The organism is Blautia sp. MCC269, from assembly GCF_018785655.1.
In the GTDB taxonomy this organism is placed as follows: Bacteria; Bacillota; Clostridia; order Lachnospirales; family Lachnospiraceae; genus Blautia_A.
Window position 1 is genome coordinate 1 of record NZ_WQQE01000037.1, and the last position, 18,633, is coordinate 18,633.

Annotated in this window: 15 protein-coding genes and 1 tRNA gene; 3 read left to right on the plus strand and 13 right to left on the minus strand. The window is 41.7% G+C overall.

Translation table 11 applies throughout. The annotated features are described in order from the left end of the window. Nucleotides 1-38: 38 nt before the first annotated feature. From GPK88_RS11300 to GPK88_RS11330, 7 genes are all read right to left on the minus strand, one after another. Nucleotides 39-112: transfer RNA gene (locus GPK88_RS11300), tRNA-Arg, on the minus strand. A gap of 374 nt (nucleotides 113-486) precedes the next feature. Continuing rightward, nucleotides 487-1,362, minus strand: coding sequence for a DUF3881 family protein (locus GPK88_RS11305; protein WP_173762153.1), 876 nt, complete (start codon nucleotides 1,360-1,362; stop codon nucleotides 487-489). Nucleotides 1,363-1,395: 33 nt separating this feature from the next. After that, nucleotides 1,396-2,691: a serine--tRNA ligase gene (gene serS / locus GPK88_RS11310; protein ID WP_021976386.1), complete on the minus strand. Its 1,296-nt coding sequence runs from the start codon at nucleotides 2,689-2,691 to the stop codon at nucleotides 1,396-1,398. Nucleotides 2,692-2,733: 42 nt separating this feature from the next. Continuing rightward, on the minus strand, nucleotides 2,734-3,255 hold the full coding sequence (locus GPK88_RS11315; protein WP_118170150.1) for a DUF4446 family protein: 522 nt from the start codon (nucleotides 3,253-3,255) through the stop codon (nucleotides 2,734-2,736). An 8-nt stretch (nucleotides 3,256-3,263) separates the two neighbouring features. Then, on the minus strand, nucleotides 3,264-4,193 hold the full coding sequence (locus GPK88_RS11320; RefSeq protein ID WP_173762154.1) for a ParB/RepB/Spo0J family partition protein: 930 nt from the start codon (nucleotides 4,191-4,193) through the stop codon (nucleotides 3,264-3,266). After that, entirely contained in the window at nucleotides 4,193-4,960 is a 768-nt protein-coding gene (locus tag GPK88_RS11325; protein WP_118071877.1) for a ParA family protein, read from the minus strand. The genes GPK88_RS11320 and GPK88_RS11325 overlap by 1 nt, the downstream gene beginning before the upstream one ends. Nucleotides 4,961-5,868: 908 nt before the next feature. Then, nucleotides 5,869-6,024: a hypothetical protein gene (locus GPK88_RS11330; RefSeq protein ID WP_215707827.1), complete on the minus strand. Its 156-nt coding sequence runs from the start codon at nucleotides 6,022-6,024 to the stop codon at nucleotides 5,869-5,871. A gap of 399 nt (nucleotides 6,025-6,423) precedes the next feature. On the opposite strand from GPK88_RS11330, the gene GPK88_RS11335 reads away from it, so the two are divergent. Both GPK88_RS11335 and GPK88_RS11340 read left to right on the plus strand, forming a co-directional pair. Beyond that, a complete protein-coding gene (locus GPK88_RS11335) occupies nucleotides 6,424-6,867 on the plus strand; it encodes an SseB family protein (RefSeq protein ID WP_148445686.1) in 444 nt (147 codons plus the stop codon). A gap of 282 nt (nucleotides 6,868-7,149) precedes the next feature. Further along, nucleotides 7,150-8,103, plus strand: a complete 954-nt coding sequence (locus GPK88_RS11340) for an alpha/beta fold hydrolase (protein ID WP_173762156.1) — start codon at nucleotides 7,150-7,152, stop codon at nucleotides 8,101-8,103. A 141-nt stretch (nucleotides 8,104-8,244) separates the two neighbouring features. Here GPK88_RS11340 and GPK88_RS11345 read toward each other — a convergent pair whose 3' ends face one another. Continuing rightward, entirely contained in the window at nucleotides 8,245-8,835 is a 591-nt protein-coding gene (locus GPK88_RS11345; protein ID WP_148445690.1) for a TetR-like C-terminal domain-containing protein, read from the minus strand. Between the two features lie 394 nt (nucleotides 8,836-9,229). Here GPK88_RS11345 and GPK88_RS11350 point away from each other — a divergent pair, with 394 nt between their 5' ends. Continuing rightward, on the plus strand, nucleotides 9,230-12,541 hold the full coding sequence (locus GPK88_RS11350; protein ID WP_173771682.1) for a YhgE/Pip domain-containing protein: 3,312 nt from the start codon (nucleotides 9,230-9,232) through the stop codon (nucleotides 12,539-12,541). A 107-nt stretch (nucleotides 12,542-12,648) separates the two neighbouring features. Here the strand turns inward: GPK88_RS11350 and GPK88_RS11355 are convergent, their stop codons facing one another. The 5 genes from GPK88_RS11355 to rsmG form a co-directional block, all read right to left on the minus strand. Beyond that, complete coding sequence (locus tag GPK88_RS11355; protein WP_173762158.1) at nucleotides 12,649-14,214, minus strand: DUF4340 domain-containing protein; 1,566 nt, start codon at nucleotides 14,212-14,214, stop codon at nucleotides 12,649-12,651. Beyond that, a complete protein-coding gene (locus GPK88_RS11360; RefSeq protein WP_173762159.1) occupies nucleotides 14,214-15,743 on the minus strand; it encodes a GldG family protein in 1,530 nt (509 codons plus the stop codon). The genes GPK88_RS11355 and GPK88_RS11360 overlap by 1 nt, the downstream gene beginning before the upstream one ends. Before the next feature lie 13 nt (nucleotides 15,744-15,756). After that, on the minus strand, nucleotides 15,757-16,620 hold the full coding sequence (locus GPK88_RS11365; protein ID WP_148445698.1) for an ABC transporter permease subunit: 864 nt from the start codon (nucleotides 16,618-16,620) through the stop codon (nucleotides 15,757-15,759). After that, nucleotides 16,617-17,657, minus strand: coding sequence for an ABC transporter ATP-binding protein (locus tag GPK88_RS11370; RefSeq protein ID WP_148445700.1), 1,041 nt, complete (start codon nucleotides 17,655-17,657; stop codon nucleotides 16,617-16,619). The genes GPK88_RS11365 and GPK88_RS11370 overlap by 4 nt, the downstream gene beginning before the upstream one ends. 208 nt (nucleotides 17,658-17,865) lie before the next feature. Next, the gene (gene rsmG / locus GPK88_RS11375) at nucleotides 17,866-18,585 is read right to left on the minus strand and encodes a 16S rRNA (guanine(527)-N(7))-methyltransferase RsmG (RefSeq protein WP_173762160.1); all 720 of its coding nucleotides are present in this window, start codon (nucleotides 18,583-18,585) and stop codon (nucleotides 17,866-17,868) included. Nucleotides 18,586-18,633: the final 48 nt, after the last annotated feature.

Consider the following 18,633-nt stretch of genomic DNA (forward strand, 5'->3'; position numbering starts at 1 on the left):
CAGCTAATCCAGCTAACATTTTCGAACGCTTTGAAGCCCGTCGCCAAGAGGATTTGAACCTCCGACCCCTCGCTTAGGAGGCGAGTGCTCTATCCAGCTGAGCTATGACGACACATGCCGCAAACCCTTGATTTTACTGGGTTTCTGGGATTTTTCCCTTCGGCCATATATAAGATTATCAACTCTTTTTCGAGTTGTCAATCTACAGATTTTTTTGATTTGGTAACATTAGAACGTTCCCCAATTTTGGGAATGCTTTGTTGTCACCATTAGCATTTTTCAGAATAGATTCGAACTGAAAGTTGTTTTTCATTTTTTCCCTTTGGGGAATGCCTCGGCTTTCTCTTAGGAGGCGAGTGCTCTATCCAGCTGAGCTACGAGGACATATATGGTTGTGAAACATTTCGGATGCTTCCAGAAGTTTCACAACCATTATTTTACTATATTTATTTTGAAATTACAAGAATTAATTCCAGGTCCGGAAACTTAGTAATGCAGCTGTCCCTGCAGCCAGATCGTTCCCTTGAAGCGGCGGCCAACTGCAGGCTCACCGAGAAGATCTTTGCTGTTAATGCAGACATCAAACTGCATATCGTTGCTCTCAATAGTCATCTGGCAGATTTCTTCGCCAGTCAGAATATTCTTAAATTTCATAATATCCAGAATCTCGCCAAGTACATTGTACTGGTCACACTCAATTCCATATGGCATGAAATAGGAATCCACAATGGTTAAAATATCGTCAGTAACAATCCTCTGGGAGATCATGGAATACGTATCCATGTCTTCCATTGTGAGGCTTTCCATTGCTTCCTCATCACCATTTCTTGCAGCCTCGATAAGATTTGTTCTGTTTTTGGCAAGCTCACGTTCCACCTTTACAGCCTCTTTATCTTTCTGCACCGGAAAAAGGATCTTTCCTTCTGAAGCAAGACCGGAAACTGTTACAGGTCTGTTTCCGGGATCTTTCAGGCCTCTGCATTTTTCCTGCATATATTCTGCCGGGTTCTGCAGATAAAAGATCATCGTCACACCAATGCGAAGATCATCACATGCACCTGCATAAGATTCTTTCTCTGTATGACGTTCAACAGTTACTTTTTCCCTGGATGTGATTCCTGTTCCTCTGAAAAACGGAAAATAATATTCCACGTGAAACTCACCGTTTTCATCGTACGGACCACAAACGCTGATTCCACAGTCGCAGCCGTAATTCTTGGAAAACTGTACAAATACGCCTTCCGGATGATTTTCCACGCAAACTTTTTCATCGTAGTTTACGATCACATCACGGATGATTTCTTTTACTTCACTTCTTCTGGTAACCTGTGAAAAGCCAACGGCCTTTAAATAACTATGCACAAGAACACCTCCCTGAAAAAGCCTGCGTTTCTCTTACGCGCGTGTCTTTTTCTCAATCTTTGTCATACCGCCCATGTATGGCTGCAGAGCTTTTGGAATGCTTACAGAACCGTCTGCATTCAGGTTATTCTCCAGGAAAGCGATGAGCATTCTCGGAGGTGCTACTACTGTGTTATTTAATGTATGTGCAAGATATTTCTTACCATCTTTTCCGTTTACACGGATCTTCAGACGACGTGCCTGTGCATCGCCAAGGTTGGAACAGCTTCCTACCTCGAAGTATTTCTTCTGACGTGGGGACCATGCCTCAACATCGAGGGATTTTACTTTAAGGTCAGCAAGGTCACCGGAGCAGCACTCAAGTGTACGAACCGGAATATCAAGAGAACGGAACAGATCTACGGTGTTCTGCCACAGTTTGTCGAACCACATTTTGCTCTCTTCTGGTTTGCAGACAACGATCATCTCCTGTTTCTCGAACTGATGGATACGGTAAACACCTCTCTCCTCAAGTCCGTGAGCACCTTTCTCTTTACGGAAGCATGGAGAATAGCTTGTAAGTGTCTTCGGAAGCTCTTCCTCCGGAATGATCTGGTCGATGAATTTACCGATCATGGAATGCTCACTTGTACCGATCAGGTAAAGATCCTCACCCTCGATTTTGTACATCATAGCGTCCATCTCAGCGAAACTCATAACGCCTGTAACAACGTTGCTTCTGATCATGAAAGGCGGTACACAGTAAGTAAATCCACGGTTGATCATGAAATCTCTTGCGTAGGAAATTACTGCGGAATGAAGACGTGCGATGTCTCCCATCAGATAATAGAATCCGTTACCTGCAACACGTCTTGCGCTGTCAAGGTCGATTCCGTCAAAGCTCTCCATAATATCTGTATGATACGGAACTTCGAAATCCGGAACAACCGGCTCACCGAATTTCTCGATCTCTACGTTCTGGCTGTCATCTTTACCGATCGGTACAGACGGATCGATGATGTTCGGGATTACCATCATGTCTTTCAGAAGCTCTTCCTCAACCTCTTTCTCTCTCTGGGAAAGTTCCTCAATACGGGTTCCGGATGCAGCAACCTGCTTTTTAACCTCTTCTGCCTCTTCTCTTTTTCCCTGGCCCATAAGAGCACCGATCTGTTTGGAGATCTTGTTTCTCTCAGCACGGAGAGCCTCAACCTCCTGCTTAATCTCTCTGTTTTCTTTATCAAGTTCGAGAACCTTGTCAACCAGCTCCAGTTTGCTGTCCTGGAACTTATTGCGGATATTCTGTTTTACAACCTCCGGATTCTCTCTCACAAACTTAATGTCTAACATGATATTCCTCCTGTATTAAAAATATTCTTATTTTTGTAATTTTTATTCTTTCTCGATCTCACCAAGTCCGAAGTTTACGGCTTTTCTCAAAGCTTCCACTTCTTCCTGGCTGAGGACAACATAGGATTCACCTTTTACAATCTCCTTTAAATAAAGAAAACAGTTGTCACGGCTGTGAACCGCATTCAGGATCAGACCTGTGTTATTCTTATCAAGAAGTGCCAGCGCAAAACTAAGTTTTCCACCTACATCATCAAAAGCATCATACTTCTCAACACCATATTTGCTGAACATTACATTCAGATTTTTTTTGATAAAGCTGATGTCATGATCATGATCTTCCTTTGCCTCATACAGCCGGTCGATCTGTGCAAATTTTCTTACAAAAACTTTTTCCAGTGACTGTGCATCTCCGCCTCTCATAAACAGCTTATATTTCCGTTCCAGACGGCTCAGACGCATATTGCTGCTCACCACATTAATCAGAAGAATGATGGTAAGGATCAGCAAAATAATGATCACAATCCCGGAATCAATTCCTATGCTTTCAAAAATTCCGCTCATTCTGCCTCCTATCTGATAGATTCGAACAGATCAATGATCCTCTCCAGTTCATCCCTGGAATAATATTCAATTTCAATTTTACCTTTGTTGTTTTTCTTTCGCTGAATGGATACCTTTGTTCCCATGATGCCTTTCATTTTTTCTTCCAGGCTTTCATAAATGGCATCTTCTGCGGTATTTCTCTCTGTTTTCTCTTTTTTAGTCGGGGAAACCAGATTTTTTACAAGTTTCTCTGTCTCACGGACACTGAGTTTCTCATCAAAAACCTTCATGGCTGTATTTTCCTGAAAGGTTTCATCGGAAATTCCCAGAAGTGCTCTTGCATGACCTGCAGAAATCATATCTGCAATTACCATTTCCTGGACTTTTGAAGTAAGCTTCAGAAGACGCATGGAATTGGTTACCGCGGTTCTGCTTTTGGCAACTCTGTCTGCGATTTCATCCTGTTTCAGGTGAAACTCTTCCATCAGACGCTTATAAGCCATCGCTTCCTCGATAGGGTTCAGATCTTCCCGCTGAATATTCTCAATCAGAGAAATTTCCACAATCTCCTGATCTGTAAACTCCTTTACCACAACCGGAACTTCCTTAAGTCCAGCCATCTTGGCTGCTCTCCAGCGACGTTCCCCTGCTATGATCTCAAAATAATCCTTCTTATCTGATACCAGCAGTGGCTGAAGAACTCCATACTGCTTGATGGATTCAGAAAGCTCCATCAGTGCGTCCTCATCAAAATGCCTTCTCGGCTGATTCAGATTCGGCTCCACACTGGAAATTTTTACAAGACGTTCTGCCGCAGGTTTTTCCTGTGCTTCTGTTTTTTCTTTCTTAACTGTGGATCTTGTCCTTTTTGCGGTTTCCTTTGACGGTCCGCCGGCTTTATTAGGAATCAGTGCATCCAGACCTCTTCCAAGGCCTCCTGTTTTTCTTGCAGCCATTATTCGCCCTCCCTGCTGATAACTTCTTCTGCCAGAAGACGGTAGCTTTCTGCTCCTGTAGATCTTGAATCGTACAGGTTAATTGGTTTTCCATAGCTTGGAGCCTCTGCAAGTCGTACATTTCTCGGAATGATCGTTTTGTATATATTCTGATCCAGGTTTTCTTTTACATTCTCTACAACCTGGAGTGACAGATTTGTTCTGGCATCATACATGGTGAAGACCACGCCTTCGATTTTCAGACGTTTATTCAATCTGTCTCTCACCAGTTCGATGGTATGTATCAGCTGTGACAGACCTTCCAGTGCGTAATACTCACACTGAATCGGTACCAGAACAGAAGTTGCCGCCGTCAGGGCATTGATTGTCAGCATGCTCAGTGACGGCGGACAATCCATGATTATGTAATCATATTTCCGACGCAGCTTGTCAGTAATCTTTTTCAGGATATATTCCTTATCCTCAAGATCTACCAGCTCAATCTCAGCACCGGAAAGATTCATATTCGATGGTATCAGGTCAACATTATCTACTACGTTTTTTATAATGGTATCTTTTGTCTCTGCTTCTCCAAGCAGCAGCTCGTAAAGGGTATTTTCTACTGCATTCTTGTCCACGCCAAGTCCACTTGTGGTATTTCCCTGCGGATCTATGTCAATGGCAAGAACCTTTTTCCCTTTTTCAGCAAGGCAGGCCGATAAATTAATTGCCGTTGTTGATTTTCCAACCCCGCCTTTCTGATTGGCAACTGCAATGATTCGTCCCATTTTACCCCTCCTTTTTTGTATTTTTTAAGGGATTTTTACTCATTGGATACCATTATAACACTTTTATTTTTAAACCGCCACATAATGTTTCACGTGAAACAATAGAAAATGGGTTTTGAATTATTTTATTTATTGTGTAGTATACCCAAACTTCAGGGCTCTTAAACTGCTCTTACAATACACGGTTCTTACTCCAGAACCTGTCCTGTTATAAATGCAATTATTTCATATTTTATTATCATCAATTACGCCTCTTTTTTTCGGCGTATATAGCCTGAGCTTTATCGCCATTTAACCGAATCAAGGAAGTCCCCTGCGGGGTTGCGAAAAGCAATAAGCAGTGGGTGGGGACTTGCTTTTATACATTGTGGCACTCAAACGTCGCTTATTTTCTTTTCAGGACAGAAGTAAAACCAATTGATATTACGATGAAGAGCGAAATGTTGTGAAAGATTTTTTGGTACCGTTTCAGGAAATATATCGGCGTATTTTGTCATATAGCAAAATGAAACAGCGAATTTTGGCGTATTTTAGAGACGTCTGATTTTTGCTGTTTTTGTCATTTTTATATAATATATAGAAACTATAAAGTATTAAAAATGCTTATTTTATAGTCATTACAAGCACAATATAGTTGAATTTATATCTTGTGAAAAACATTTGTCATCTTCTTATTTCAGACAGCAAAGTTTCATTTTGTGTCATCTTTTTATTCTGGCTATACGCCGCGAAGCGGCGTATTTGTATTTTTTTCAGTCATCCCCAGGACATTTGCCTGCCAGTATCTCTCCATTCATAGCTTATCGGTCTCAAAATCTCCATCTGAAGCTCTTCTGATTTGTCCAAACTGATCTTTCAGGCAGCTCAAAGTACCTTTTCTTCTCTATATATAAGCCTCAAATCCATCATCAAAAGGGTTTTTTATCAAAATAGCTATATTCAGGACCTACATGCACCATTACAGCAGCATATTTAAGACGTACAGCCGCATAAAGTATTAAAAAAATCCCCTTTAATTGTGCCATTTCAGAAATAAAAAGGACTTTTTTTGTACCGTCGCCCATTCAGGTCCTTATTCATAAGGTATTTGCAATAAAAACGGTAGTATTTGTTGCATTTTCGGTGTGTGCAGGTGCACATATTGGTATTAGGGGATTTTTGTGCATTTTTATATATGTACTATAAATCGTACATTAATATTATTATAGTACTATAAATCGTACTTTTATGCTATTTTTAGCGTTAAACCTTTATGTTTTGTCATATCTCTTCTTTTATTTTTCTTTCTCACAGAAAAGTCCGATATATTGGACATATATATTTTCTTTCTACATTTCCTTCCTCACACCCTCATCCATAAAAGCATGCATATTTGCATTTAACTTAATCTTGCCGCTCTATTTCCGGAAATGCTATAATACAACCATTAACAATCTATCTATATTGAAAGGAATATTTCTATCATGAATCCAATTAACCACGATCAGGCAAAGGCCCAATTAGATAAAACGCTTCAGGGAAATGACAAAATCGAAACTGCAATCGCTGCTCTCCAGCAGGACGCTACAGAAGAAATGCTGGCGCACGTTCTCACTGTAATTCGTCGCAGAACGAAAGAGCGTGCTCAGTTGATCATCGCAGTAGAACCACCCAAAGGTGATGGAATAATCAATCTTCAGGCCATAAAAACCAGCGACGGAAAACAATGGTGGGCTACTTTTACCAGCTTTGACGAAGAATTAAAAGGCAGTAACCAGATCATGTCTACTTTTACCGCCGATATTGACAAACTTTTTTATTCCGCACTGGAGGAACCATCTATTGAAGGAGTAATTATTAATCCCTGGAATCGGACAATTATGCTCAATAAAACTTTAATCAATATCATTCTTGGAAATCCTGTATAATCTGTGTAATATTATTTACAGCCATGTATTTACAATGTGTGTTTCACGTGAAACATACATTGTAAAACTCATAAAATTGTTTCTTTTCTATTGTTTTTCACATGTTACTGTTCACGTTTCACCTTTCTTCTCCCAGTCTACAAAAGCATTGTAAAATCCCCCTCAATAGCGTATAATAAAGCAAAGAAATATTCAGACAAAACACATTAGATCAGTGAAGTTTTAGCGCATAAAGCAGTATATTTTCCCTGATCACTTTGTACGAATTTCAGGAGGCTTTTAATGAAGAAAAATGGACACAAACTATTTACACTTGTAGCTTTATTAGGCACAGCCGCAGGAGTCATTCATATTGCCAACCGTTTTATAGATGCTACATCACAGCTTAAAGACATGCTGGAACAGCCACATAGCAAAACCTATAACTGGCGTTTTGGAAAAATCCACTATACTAAACAGGGACATGGGGCTCCGCTTCTTCTTGTTCACGATATGATGCCAGGAGCATCCGGATATGAATGGAGTTCCGTTGAAAAACAGCTTGCGACAGAACATACTGTTTACACGTTAGACCTTCTTGGATGTGGCCGATCAGAAAAGCCGGATATTACTTACACCAATTTTGTATATGCTCAATTACTTTGCGATTTTGCAAAAAATGTTATTCAGCAGGAAACAGACGTTATTGCCAGCGGCTTTTCCGGATCCTTTGCAATTATGGCATATCGTAATAATTCTGATTATTTCCGAAAAATTATGCTTGTCAATCCGCCAAGCCTCAGTTCTCTGAAGCAGGCACCTTGTGAGGATAATAAATTATTCAAACGCCTGATCGAATTCCCTGTTTTCGGAACATTGATCTATCATATTGCATGTTCACGTGAAACTATCAGCAGTCTTTTCATGGAACAATTATTCTATAATCCGTTCCACGTGACAGATATACTGGTCGATACTTATTATGAGTCCGCTCATAAAGGCGGTTCCAATGCCAAATATCTGTACTCCAGCTATATTGGAAAATATCTCAACATCAGTATTAATAATGCTGTAGAATCTTCTGATGCCTGCATTTATATTATTTCCGGCGAAAAAGAAGCTTCCGGTTCTCTTATTGCAGAAGAATATCAGAAGTTGAATTCTTCCATTGAGACTGCTGTAATCCCCGAAACCAGACATCTTCCTCACCTTGAAGATCCGGAGCATTTTCTGGAGCAGGTATCTATTTTCCTGTAAATCCAGAAAATATTTATTAAAAAACATTCATAAGATTTCATAAAAAAATAGAGGTTATATAATTTTATAGCAATTATATAGCCTCTATTTTCTTATTTCATTTTTTTATTTACTGTTTCACGTGAAACATCAAAGATTCTACTATCTCAAAGCCTGTTCTAAATACATATGTGTTGTATTATCAATCAACTTATGTGTCAGTTCTGCCATATGCTGTGTAGATTCCTGATTTTCAGAAGAAAGCCATGTTTTAATCATTCCTACACATCCATTCAGGCAAAAAGCATACGCATACTCAATGTCACGGTTATCCTTCGGCAGACGAATAGACAGGCGATGCAGAACTGTATCTGCAATTAACTTTTCAATCCGACTGACGAACGCCATGTCGCCATTCTTTCCGAGAAGTGCAATACAAATATCCTTATTATTGTCCAGAATCGTAAAAATCTGCTCAATAAACGGATAAGAACTCTCCTTATTATTAATAGGATCCAGAGGATAATCCGCTACCAGATGAGAAACCTCATCCATCAATTCCGCCTCAATAGACTCAAGCATCTGATAGATATCTGTATAATGAAGATAAAACGTCGAACGGTTAATATCCACTTCCTCGACAAGTTCTTTCACGGTAATCTCTTTAATGCTCTTCTTCTGCATAAGGCGAGCCAGTCCTGCACGAAGCTGCGCTTTCGTTTTTCGTACTCTTCTGTCAACTTTTTCCGCCATTTCAAATTTCCCCCAATCATTCCTGTAAAAAATAGCTGTTATTTGTCTATCTTGTAGATTTTATTGTGTTATAGACAAATATTCAATATATGTCTACTAATGTACATTCCGCAAATATTTAATGGTTGTATCTGTGGTATGTGTTTAGTATAATACATCACGTAAAGAAAATCAACACTTTGTTTGATAATGGATTTAAGAACTATTAATAGAGTCAAGAGTGATTAATAGAACTCGATACCATTACTGGAATAAAGTTTGATTAATCAACTGTAGCAATCCAGAAAATCCTTACATCAGGAAGAATTTTTTCAGAATCTGTCTCAATGTAATCATTAATCGGAACGCTGCAAACTATAAATACAAAAAATTTAATAAGAAAGGGATAGGTAAAATGATCAAAAACGAATGGAAAAGCTTACTTCGCAATAAGCTCATGCTTATCGTTGTAATCGCAATCATCGTTATCCCGATCATCTATGCAGGCCTGTTTCTGAAATCCATGTGGGATCCTTATGGAAGCGTGGATAACCTGCCGGTGGCTGTGGTAAACGAAGATAAACCCGTCGAGTACAATGGCAAGACACTAAGTATAGGCAAGGATATGGCGGATGAGCTGAAAGACAACGACTCAATGGCATTCAACATTGTAGACAGTAAGACAGCAGAGGACGGTCTGGCAAACGGAACCTATTACATGGTTATTACCATTCCGGAAGACTTCTCCGCAAATGCTTCTACAGTAATGGATGATAATCCAAAACAGATGGAGCTGAGCTATCAGACCAACCCAGGAACCAACTACATAGCTTCCAAGCTCAGTGAAACCGCGATCCTGAAACTTCGTGACAACATTGCATCACAGGTTACTGAAACCTACACCGAAACCGTTTTTGATTCTATCTCAGAAGCTGGTGACGGAATGCAGGAAGCAGCTGACGGATCCGGAAAAATCGAAGACGGTTTAAGTACAGTTGCCGATGGTAATAAAACCATTACCAAGAACCTGAAGAAACTTTCCACCAGTACTCTTACATTTGTAAGCGGCGCTGACAGCCTTACTGAAGGACTTAAGACATACACCGATGGTGTAGCACAGGTCAACGACGGAGCAAAAAGTCTGGATGATGGTGCAAAACAGCTGAACAGCGGTGTTGCCACTCTTACAGAAAAAGTTCCGGAACTGACAGAAGGCGTTGATACCCTGGATAAAGGTGTTCAGCAGTATACCGCAGGTGTTGACGAACTTAACGAAAATTCCGATGCACTGAAAAGTGGCGCAAGCAGTCTGGAATCCGGTGCAAAAGCACTGAGCGAAGGTATTAATACCCTTTCCAGTGGAACCACACAGTATGTAAGCGGTGCCGACACTCTTGTCGATGGAACAACTGCTTATGTAAAAGGTGCAGAACAGCTGGCAGCTGGTGCAAAACAGCTTTCCGGTCTGGAAAAACTTGGAGATGTTTCCAATGGTATTTCTCAGCTGAATCAGGCTGTTACAAAGGGCAGTGACAAATCTCAGTCACTTGTATCCGGAACCCAGCAGCTGGAAGCCGGATTAAAGAACCTCAATGATACTGTTTCTTCTTTAAAAGACAGCACTACTGATGAATCTATCAAAACCTTATCTGCCGGTCTTGCCTCTGCAAAACAGGGCATGAATGATGCAGCAGATGGCATGACAACAGCCGCTAATGGTATGACAGATGCAGCAAACGGAATCAACAACGCTGCTGGATATATCAATCAGGCAGCAGGCATTACCAGCCAGACCAGTTCCAACATTTCCAACGAGCTGATTCCTGCAGTACAGAATGCAGGCGCACAGTTCTCACAGGTTGGACAGCAGATCAATGATCTTCTCACAGGCTATGGACAGACAACTACCGAAAAGCTTACAGAAGCAAACACAACAATAAGTACTGCACAGCAGAGCATGAGCAATGCTGCAGCTGCACTTCAGGCTATTCAGGCATCCGCTTCTGAAGATGGAACAGTTTCTGCTGAAAGCCTTAGCGAAGTAATCGGTGCACTGAACGATGCAGCTAGTGGAATGTCCGGTGTAGATGGTTCTTATATGAACAGCTATTCCGAACAGGCTTCACAGTTAGTATCCGGTGTATCCAGTCAGCTCTCCTCCACTCAGGAAAGTCTGAATGCTACTGTTTCAAAGCTTAACGAAGCAGCAACCGGACTGAGCGCAATCTCCAATGGTCTTACTGCTGGCGCAGACAGTCTTTCCAAAGGCGCAGCTTCCATGACAGAGGGTGCAGCCAGCATGAATGCGGGTGCAGAAAAAATGGCCGCAGGTGCAAGCCAGATCCCAGCAGTTCCGTCTGATCTGATCGCTCAGCTTTCCGCAGGAGTAAATAAACTCTATGTTGGATCTAAAGCTGTAAATGCCGGAACCCAGCAGGTTTCCGCAGGTCTTCAGACACTGGAAACAAGCACAACATCTTTCCCACAGGCAGCTGCCGGAATCAAGGCACTGAATGAAGGATTCGATACATTAACTGCTAACGATAAGAAACTTACTTCTGGAGCTAAGAATCTGAAAGCAGCCGGAAAACAGATCACAAGCGCACTTCCACAGGTGAAATCCGGTGCAGGTCAGCTTGCCGATGGTTCTGAAACACTGACAGCAGGAATCAAAACTTACACAGATGGTGTTGCAAAACTGGCAGCAAACAGCTCCGCTCTTACCAGCGGTACCAGTCAGCTTTCCAATGGAGCTAAAACACTTTCAAGCGGTGCTACTACTCTTGCAAATGGCACCAAGACATTAGCAAGCGGTACTACTACTCTTTATACTGGTACCAAAAAACTTGTAAGCAATAACAGCACTCTGAACAGTGGTGCAAAACAGCTGGCAGATGGTGCTTCTCAGATTCAGAGTGGTTCTTCACAGCTGTATGATGGTTCCAAGAAACTTGGAAATGGTGTGAAAGAGCTAAAAGATGGTTCTGAAACACTGACTACAAGCCTCAGCGATGGAGCTAAAACTGTAAAAGATAATTCAGCAAGTGACGAGACAATCAAGATGTTCGCAACACCAGTTGTGAGCGATGAAACAAAACTTACCGATGTTCCGAATAACGGACACGCAATGGCACCTTATATGATGTCTGTAGGCCTCTGGGTCGGTGCACTGGCATTCTGCCTGATGTATCCTCTGGCTCAGTATAAAGGCAAACTGAAATCCGGTTTTGCATGGTGGGCAAGCAAAGCTTCCGTACTTTATCCGGTAGCAATCCTTCAGGCAATTTGTCTGATCCTTCTGTTACATGCATTTAACGGATTCACCCCTGTTGAGATGGGCAAGACAGTCCTCTTCGCCTGCCTCGCAGCAATGACCTTTACATCCATGATGTATTTCTTTAACATCACACTTGGTAAAGTAGGAAGCTTCCTGATGCTGGTATTCATGGTCGTTCAGCTTGCAGGATCTGCCGGTACTTATCCGGTTGAGATTTCTCCTGAATTTGTTTCAAAGATTCACGCATACCTGCCATTCACTTACACCGTTGATGCATTCCGTGCAACAATCAGTGGTGGCAGAAGTATTACTACTTCCGTAATTGTACTGGCTGTACTGTTTGTGATCTTCACGATCCTGACAATCCTTCAATTCAATCACATGGCCAAGAGAAAGAAAGCAGAAAAAGTTGTTCTCTTCGACTGGCTGGAAGAAAGAGGTCTTGCTTAACTAACATGTAACTGACAGAAGCTCCCCCGAACCTTCTGTTGGACATAACACAAAAAAACCTGTACGGTGGGCTGAAACCACTGTACAGGTTTTTTTTGTATTATTTTCTATTTCGCCTCAGCAGTTGGTGTTGCTGTGGCTTCTGTTTTTGTTTCACCATTTACCATAGTTTCATATGCATTAAACATTTCTTTTACTGTCATTTTGTTTACGAGGAATACTTTGTTTCCAACGACAGCTGCGTAATAGTTTGTATCATATGTGTAGAAGGTAACGGTTGTCTGGTTCTTGTCAGAGTCTGTAAATACAACTGTCATCTCCGGATCTGTTGCCGGGGTGTAGGTATCTGTCAGCCTCTTCTGTCCTGCCATATTTGTCAGCTTGTTATAGAAGGTTGTAAAGGTTGTACTTTCTATGTCCTCTCCATCCAGCTGATAGGTTGTTGTCTCTTTATCATTACCGTCATCGTCTGTTGTTGTTTCACGTGAAACATTTACAGTATTTGTTGTACCGCCGTAAGTAACCTGAAGCTGATCCAGATTTTTTACAGAAAGATAATTCACAATCAGGGACCAGAGATCCGATGGTGTCTTATCAATAACCGCACTCAATGTATCTGTGGACATTGTATAAATCTGTTTGTTATCTACAGTTACATATCTGCTGCCATCTCCGGCTTCATCACCAACGTAGATAACAAGCTGTTTATCTACTGTAGTTGTCTTGGTGTCTTCAGAAGAGCTGCTGTCGTCGGAAGCATCCGTACTGTCTGCCTCATCACCTTGTGTATCTTTAGAATCGCTCTCAGAAGCCGTAGAATCGCTTTCAGAGGAATCTGAGCTGGTGTCCTCCACCTCTTCCTGATAATCCACTGTAATCGTCGCATACGGATTATCCAGGCCATACTTGGAAAGATCTTCCGCATTGTAGTCTACAAACTGGTCAAACGCAAAATTTCCAAGTCCGGAAGTTACATTTCCTGCTGCCGTCGTATCTGCTGTTTCTTTATCACTGCTTCCATCACTGGAAACATCCCAAGTAGCTCCATCGGAATTTTCTTCCAGAACGTAGGAATCTTTATCTTCGCTGACCTGCACTTTTTTCACTGTGGAAGAATCAATCGTCGGGAAATCTTCTCCCTGTGCATAATCATAAAGAGAATCCATAAACGGAGTAACGGTAGATGCCGCTACCACATAAACCGTACTGTCATCGTCATCTTTTGTAATGTAATACTGATTTGTGGAAGTATTTTCATCTCCAATATTGAATTTCGTTGTACCATCACTGGTATCAACGGTTATTGTATTGGACGGGGAATCCAGTCCGTATTCCGTAAGATTATCTACATTTTCCAAGACTCTGTCCGCTTCCACCGTTTCAATGGCGGAAGCTGCAGAATCCAGAGTTGTCTGATTTACAGGGAAATCAGTCTCATCTTTTTTTACCCAGGAATCATCTTTTTTCTCAAAGGTGGTTTCCTTTTTATCCACAATAAATTCCAGAGACTTGATATCTTCTGTTTTCACGGAAAACACTTTGGTTTTGTTTTCCTCTTCACTGCTGCTCTCTGTCTGTTCTTCTTTGGACACGTAGGTATTTAATCCTACATAAACACCGCCGAGAACTGCCAGAACAACAACAGCAGAAACAAGTTTGGTTGATTTTTTCATTATGCTTTTCTCCTCTTAAGCCAGATCAAAAATCCTGCAACAAGGAACACTCCCGGGATCAGACCGATAGTACAGATCTTCCAGAAAGCTGCATCATAATCGGTTACTGTCAGGCTTGTGGACTGAAGGCTCTTGGATGGAATGGAAACAGAATTGCTGTCATCTGTGCTGGTCATCCAGCTTAAAGATTCCAGAAGAAGTTTCTCATTTCCACCGGATACCATCTGGTCTACCTGGCTCTCCATCAGGTTTGCTGTGGAGTAATAAACAATCTGTGTTTCTTTGTCATCATCTAATGTCTCAGTGATGGCCACACCAAGATCAAACGGACCATCTACATCGCCATCTTCTTTCTCAATATTGCTGCTCTGCATGTTGGTCTTGGAATAAGCCTGATCGGAAGTTGTAAGAATGCTGTTGATGGTTACGGTATCTCTTACATCATCTGTTTTCTGGATGCCCTGTGCATATGGCGCCAGTACATAAGATCCTGCTGAAGCTGTCTCAGAGCTTGCGTCTGTACTATTGACAGTCGGTACCAGATAATATGGCATCTGCATTCCATAATGCTGATTATCACCCTCAAATACAATTCCCTCAGCTCGTTTTACACCGTAATTTTCAAGAACTGCATCGAAGTTCGGCAGATCATCCTGTGTATAATCAGAGAAGATCATGGCCTTTCCGCCTGCCTCCAGATAATCCAGGATTTCTGTTTTTTCTTCCTCGGAAATATCACTGGTCGGAGATACGATCATCAGGCAGTCCGCATCATCCGGAACTTTTCCTTCGGTAAGAAGGTTCAGCTCTTTGATATCAATATTGGCTTTCTGGATATCTTCTTTAAAGTTGGAGTCCAGATCTTTTTCCCCATGTCCGGATAAGGTGTACATAATTGGAAGATCTTCCGATGTTACATATCCGATAGCACTTGTGATCTGTCCCTCACCATCAAAACCTGTTGTGGTCTGCTGCCAGGTATTATAATCTACAGAAGTAGAATACATGTCGTTGTAATTGATAACTTTGTTTCTGTCTCCGCAAACTACAATCAGGCTGTTTGAAGAGAGATCATCGGTTGTATATTCAGATGCAAATTTCGGATTTACAACCGGGTCTTTTACCTCAACTTTAATATGTTTGGACTCATCTTCATAACGTTTCAGAAGATTGGAAATCGTATCATCCTCAGAACCACTCTGGGCAATCTGATAAATGGTAACGTCTTTATCCAGCGCTTTCAGCACTTTCTTAGTTTCATCACCGATGGTGTAAAGCTTGGATGAACTTACATCCAGCTGTGAATATTTGGATGGGATTGCACCGACGATCATATTGATCACAACCACGATCACGATAAAGATTGCTGCCATAGCCATACTGTAGGAACCGTTTTTGATGTGCTTTTTGCTGATGGTACCTACCAGTTTTTTCGGATCTGGTTTATGTTTCTTTTTACCGGAATCCTGTGCAGATTCTGTTGTAACTGATTCGCCTTTATTTTTCTTGAATTTTTCACTGAATTTCATTTCCATTCACCCCCTAGTTCCAGCGTCTCTTCTGAATGGACTGCATGGTAAGGAACAGGCAGATTGCAATAACAGAAATAAAATAAACAATTCCTGTCACGTCAAACACACCGTTTGTAAAGTTTTCATAATGTCCGCTCAGGTTAAATACGTTCAGTACTTTCTGGATACCGCCCTGGAAAATACTGGATTTTATAACGTATACGATCACAAGGGCTATTTCTCCCACAACACCGATCACTGCAGAGATCAGAACATTTTTGATCATGGTATAAATAATAATTGCGATTGCCACGATCAGAAGTCCAAATGCTACTGCGGTTGACATGGAAGTCTGTGAGAAGAAGGAAGAAATTCCATTCATCATATAAAAAGAAAACAGGAACACAAAAGTAAGTACTGCTGCAATTACCTGGCTTTCTGTAAGTGCTGACATAAATACACCGATTGCCAGATTGGCACATCCCAGAAGGAAAAATCCCAGGATTCCGGTGTATGCAGAAGCATATGCTACTGTTCCGAATTTACTCATGATCAGCGGATAAAAGCACATGATCACAACCGGAATAGCAAACACTGCTACCAGTGCAAGGTATTTTCCAAATACGATATCCCATACGGATACCGGCGCTGTCAGAAGAAGCTGATCGGTTTTTTGTTTGCGTTCTTCTGCGAGTACACGCATGGAAAGAATCGGCACACCGATCAGAAACACAAAGGTCAGTGCGCTTAATGTATATTCAAACTTTGAGTAACCACCTGAGAGCTGATATGCAGAAAAATAAATTCCGGTCAGCACCAGGACAAAAAATATGAAGAGATATCCAACCATGGAGGTCAGATAACTTTTCAGTTCTCTTTTAAAAATTGCTGTCATGACTGATCCCCCTCTTTCTCATCAGAAGTTTTCTCCGGTTCCTCAGATTTATCTTCTACCGGTTTCCACTGTGATTTCTCCGGGTTTCCGGTGGATTTCTTTTTTTCTCCTTCGGTGAGTTCAAGGAATACATCCTCAAGGGAAACTCTCTTAACCTGCATCTCGTAGATCGGGCAGTTTGCTTTTGCCATGACATAGAAGACTTTTTCCCGGATGTCCACATTTTCCTGAACGGAAAGCTTTGTTTTCCACAGCTCTTCATCGCTGTCGTAAGACATTTCCACACCGGTAACGCCTTCGATGGTTTCCAGGCCTTTTCGGATGGTGTCTTTCTCGCCTTTTATTTTCATAAGGAGACTGTTGGAACCTGCTGCCAGACGTTCCAGATTATCCGGCGTATCACTGGCTACCAGTTTTCCGTGAGAAATGATCAGAACATAATCGCATACGGCTCTTACCTCGGAAAGGATATGGGAACTTAAGATAACTGTATGTTTCTGTTTCAGGCTTTTGATCAGGTCACGGATCTCGATGATCTGCTTCGGGTCAAGTCCTACGGTCGGCTCATCCAGAATGATCACTTCCGGATATCCCAGGATTGCCTGTGCAAGGCCGACTCTCTGGCGATAACCTTTGGAAAGGTTTTTGATCAGACGATCTTTCATGTCTGTGATCTTTACCATATCCATGACTTCTTTTATCTGTTTGTCTTTCTGGTTTCTTGGGATTTTTTTCAGATCAGCCGCAAATTTCATGTACTCAAGAACAGTCATGTCAAAATAGAGTGGCGGCATTTCCGGCAGATAGCCGATGCATTTCTTGGCTGCCTCCGGTTCTTCCAGAATATCATGACCATCGATCATTACTTTTCCCTCTGTGGAAGCAATGTATCCTGTGATCATGTTCATTGTTGTTGATTTTCCTGCACCGTTGGGTCCCAGGAATCCGTAAATTTTCCCCTTTTCGATTTGAAAGGAAAGATGGTCAACTGCAGTATGATCGCCATACTTTTTGACCAGATTACTTACTTCGATCACTTTACTCTCCTCCTTTAAGCATCTTTACAATAGAAAATGCCCCTGGATGAAACAGAGAATGGGGGAATCCAGGGGCATCTCTATCATTGTATAGTGTAAGAGTAATTTGTGATAAAAGTAGGATAACTTTGTGATAATTTTGTGAAACCGATGGGCAAAAAAATCTCCTGTCGGACAAATTTTGACTTTGTTCGACAGGAGGAGAAAATTATGCCAGTGGCTCCCGAAGCGGTGTTCCGGCTTTTCTCGGGTATTTGCCTGGAGTGTTTTTTATCTTCTCGATGATAACCAGGGAGCGGCTGATCTCGGAGCCTGGAAGGTCGAAGTACTGAATGTCGCGGATCTTTCCACCGAGGATCTTTACTGCTTTCTCCGCTGCTTCTGCTTCTTCTTTTACAGAACCGGATTTATAGGAGACAAAAAGTCCTCCGACTTTTACATATGGGAGACAGTATTCGGACAGGGTTGCAAGGCCGGATACTGCTCTGGATACGCAGAGATCGTATTTTTCTCTGTAGGCTTTGTTTTTTGCGTATTCTTCGGCTCTTCCGTGGATGGCGGAGATGCCATCAAGTCCAAGGAGAGCAAAGGTTTCTTCCAGAAATTTTACTCTCTTATTCAGGGAGTCCAGAAGGCAGGCCTCTACTTCCGGAAAAGCAATCTTCAGGGGAACCCCCGGGAAGCCGGCACCGGTTCCGATATCCATGACTGTTTTTACCTTGCTCATATCTACGGCTTTGACGCAGCAGAGGCTGTCCAGGAAATGTTTCACGAGAACCTCGTCAAATTCTGTGATACCGGTCAGGTTCATGACTTTATTTTTTTCTACAAGGTATTCGTAGAACTGGATGAACTGGTTTTTCTGCGTATCATTGAGAGTAATTCCAAGTTCCTCGCAGCCTTTTTCAAGGATTTCTAAATTGTACATGCAGTTTCCTCTCTTATTCTTTGTTTTTCTGTGGTTTTATTGTTCAGA

Bases quoted from the DNA above. Each gene is read 5' to 3' on its own strand.
- GPK88_RS11335 (WP_148445686.1), top strand. From the start codon at position 6,424: ATGAATCCAATTAACCACGATCAGGCAAAGGCCCAATTAGATAAAACG.
- GPK88_RS11325 (WP_118071877.1), bottom strand. From the start codon at position 4,960: ATGGGACGAATCATTGCAGTTGCCAATCAGAAAGGCGGGGTTGGAAAA.
- GPK88_RS11360 (WP_173762159.1), bottom strand. From the start codon at position 15,743: ATGAAATTCAGTGAAAAATTCAAGAAAAATAAAGGCGAATCAGTTACA.
- GPK88_RS11315 (WP_118170150.1), bottom strand. From the start codon at position 3,255: ATGAGCGGAATTTTTGAAAGCATAGGAATTGATTCCGGGATTGTGATC.
- GPK88_RS11365 (WP_148445698.1), bottom strand. From the start codon at position 16,620: ATGACAGCAATTTTTAAAAGAGAACTGAAAAGTTATCTGACCTCCATG.
- GPK88_RS11340 (WP_173762156.1), top strand. From the start codon at position 7,150: ATGAAGAAAAATGGACACAAACTATTTACACTTGTAGCTTTATTAGGC.
- GPK88_RS11330 (WP_215707827.1), bottom strand. From the start codon at position 6,024: ATGGGCGACGGTACAAAAAAAGTCCTTTTTATTTCTGAAATGGCACAA.
- GPK88_RS11350 (WP_173771682.1), top strand. From the start codon at position 9,230: ATGATCAAAAACGAATGGAAAAGCTTACTTCGCAATAAGCTCATGCTT.
- rsmG (WP_173762160.1), bottom strand. From the start codon at position 18,585: ATGTACAATTTAGAAATCCTTGAAAAAGGCTGCGAGGAACTTGGAATT.
- GPK88_RS11345 (WP_148445690.1), bottom strand. From the start codon at position 8,835: ATGGCGGAAAAAGTTGACAGAAGAGTACGAAAAACGAAAGCGCAGCTT.
- serS (WP_021976386.1), bottom strand. From the start codon at position 2,691: ATGTTAGACATTAAGTTTGTGAGAGAGAATCCGGAGGTTGTAAAACAG.
- GPK88_RS11355 (WP_173762158.1), bottom strand. From the start codon at position 14,214: ATGAAAAAATCAACCAAACTTGTTTCTGCTGTTGTTGTTCTGGCAGTT.
- GPK88_RS11320 (WP_173762154.1), bottom strand. From the start codon at position 4,193: ATGGCTGCAAGAAAAACAGGAGGCCTTGGAAGAGGTCTGGATGCACTG.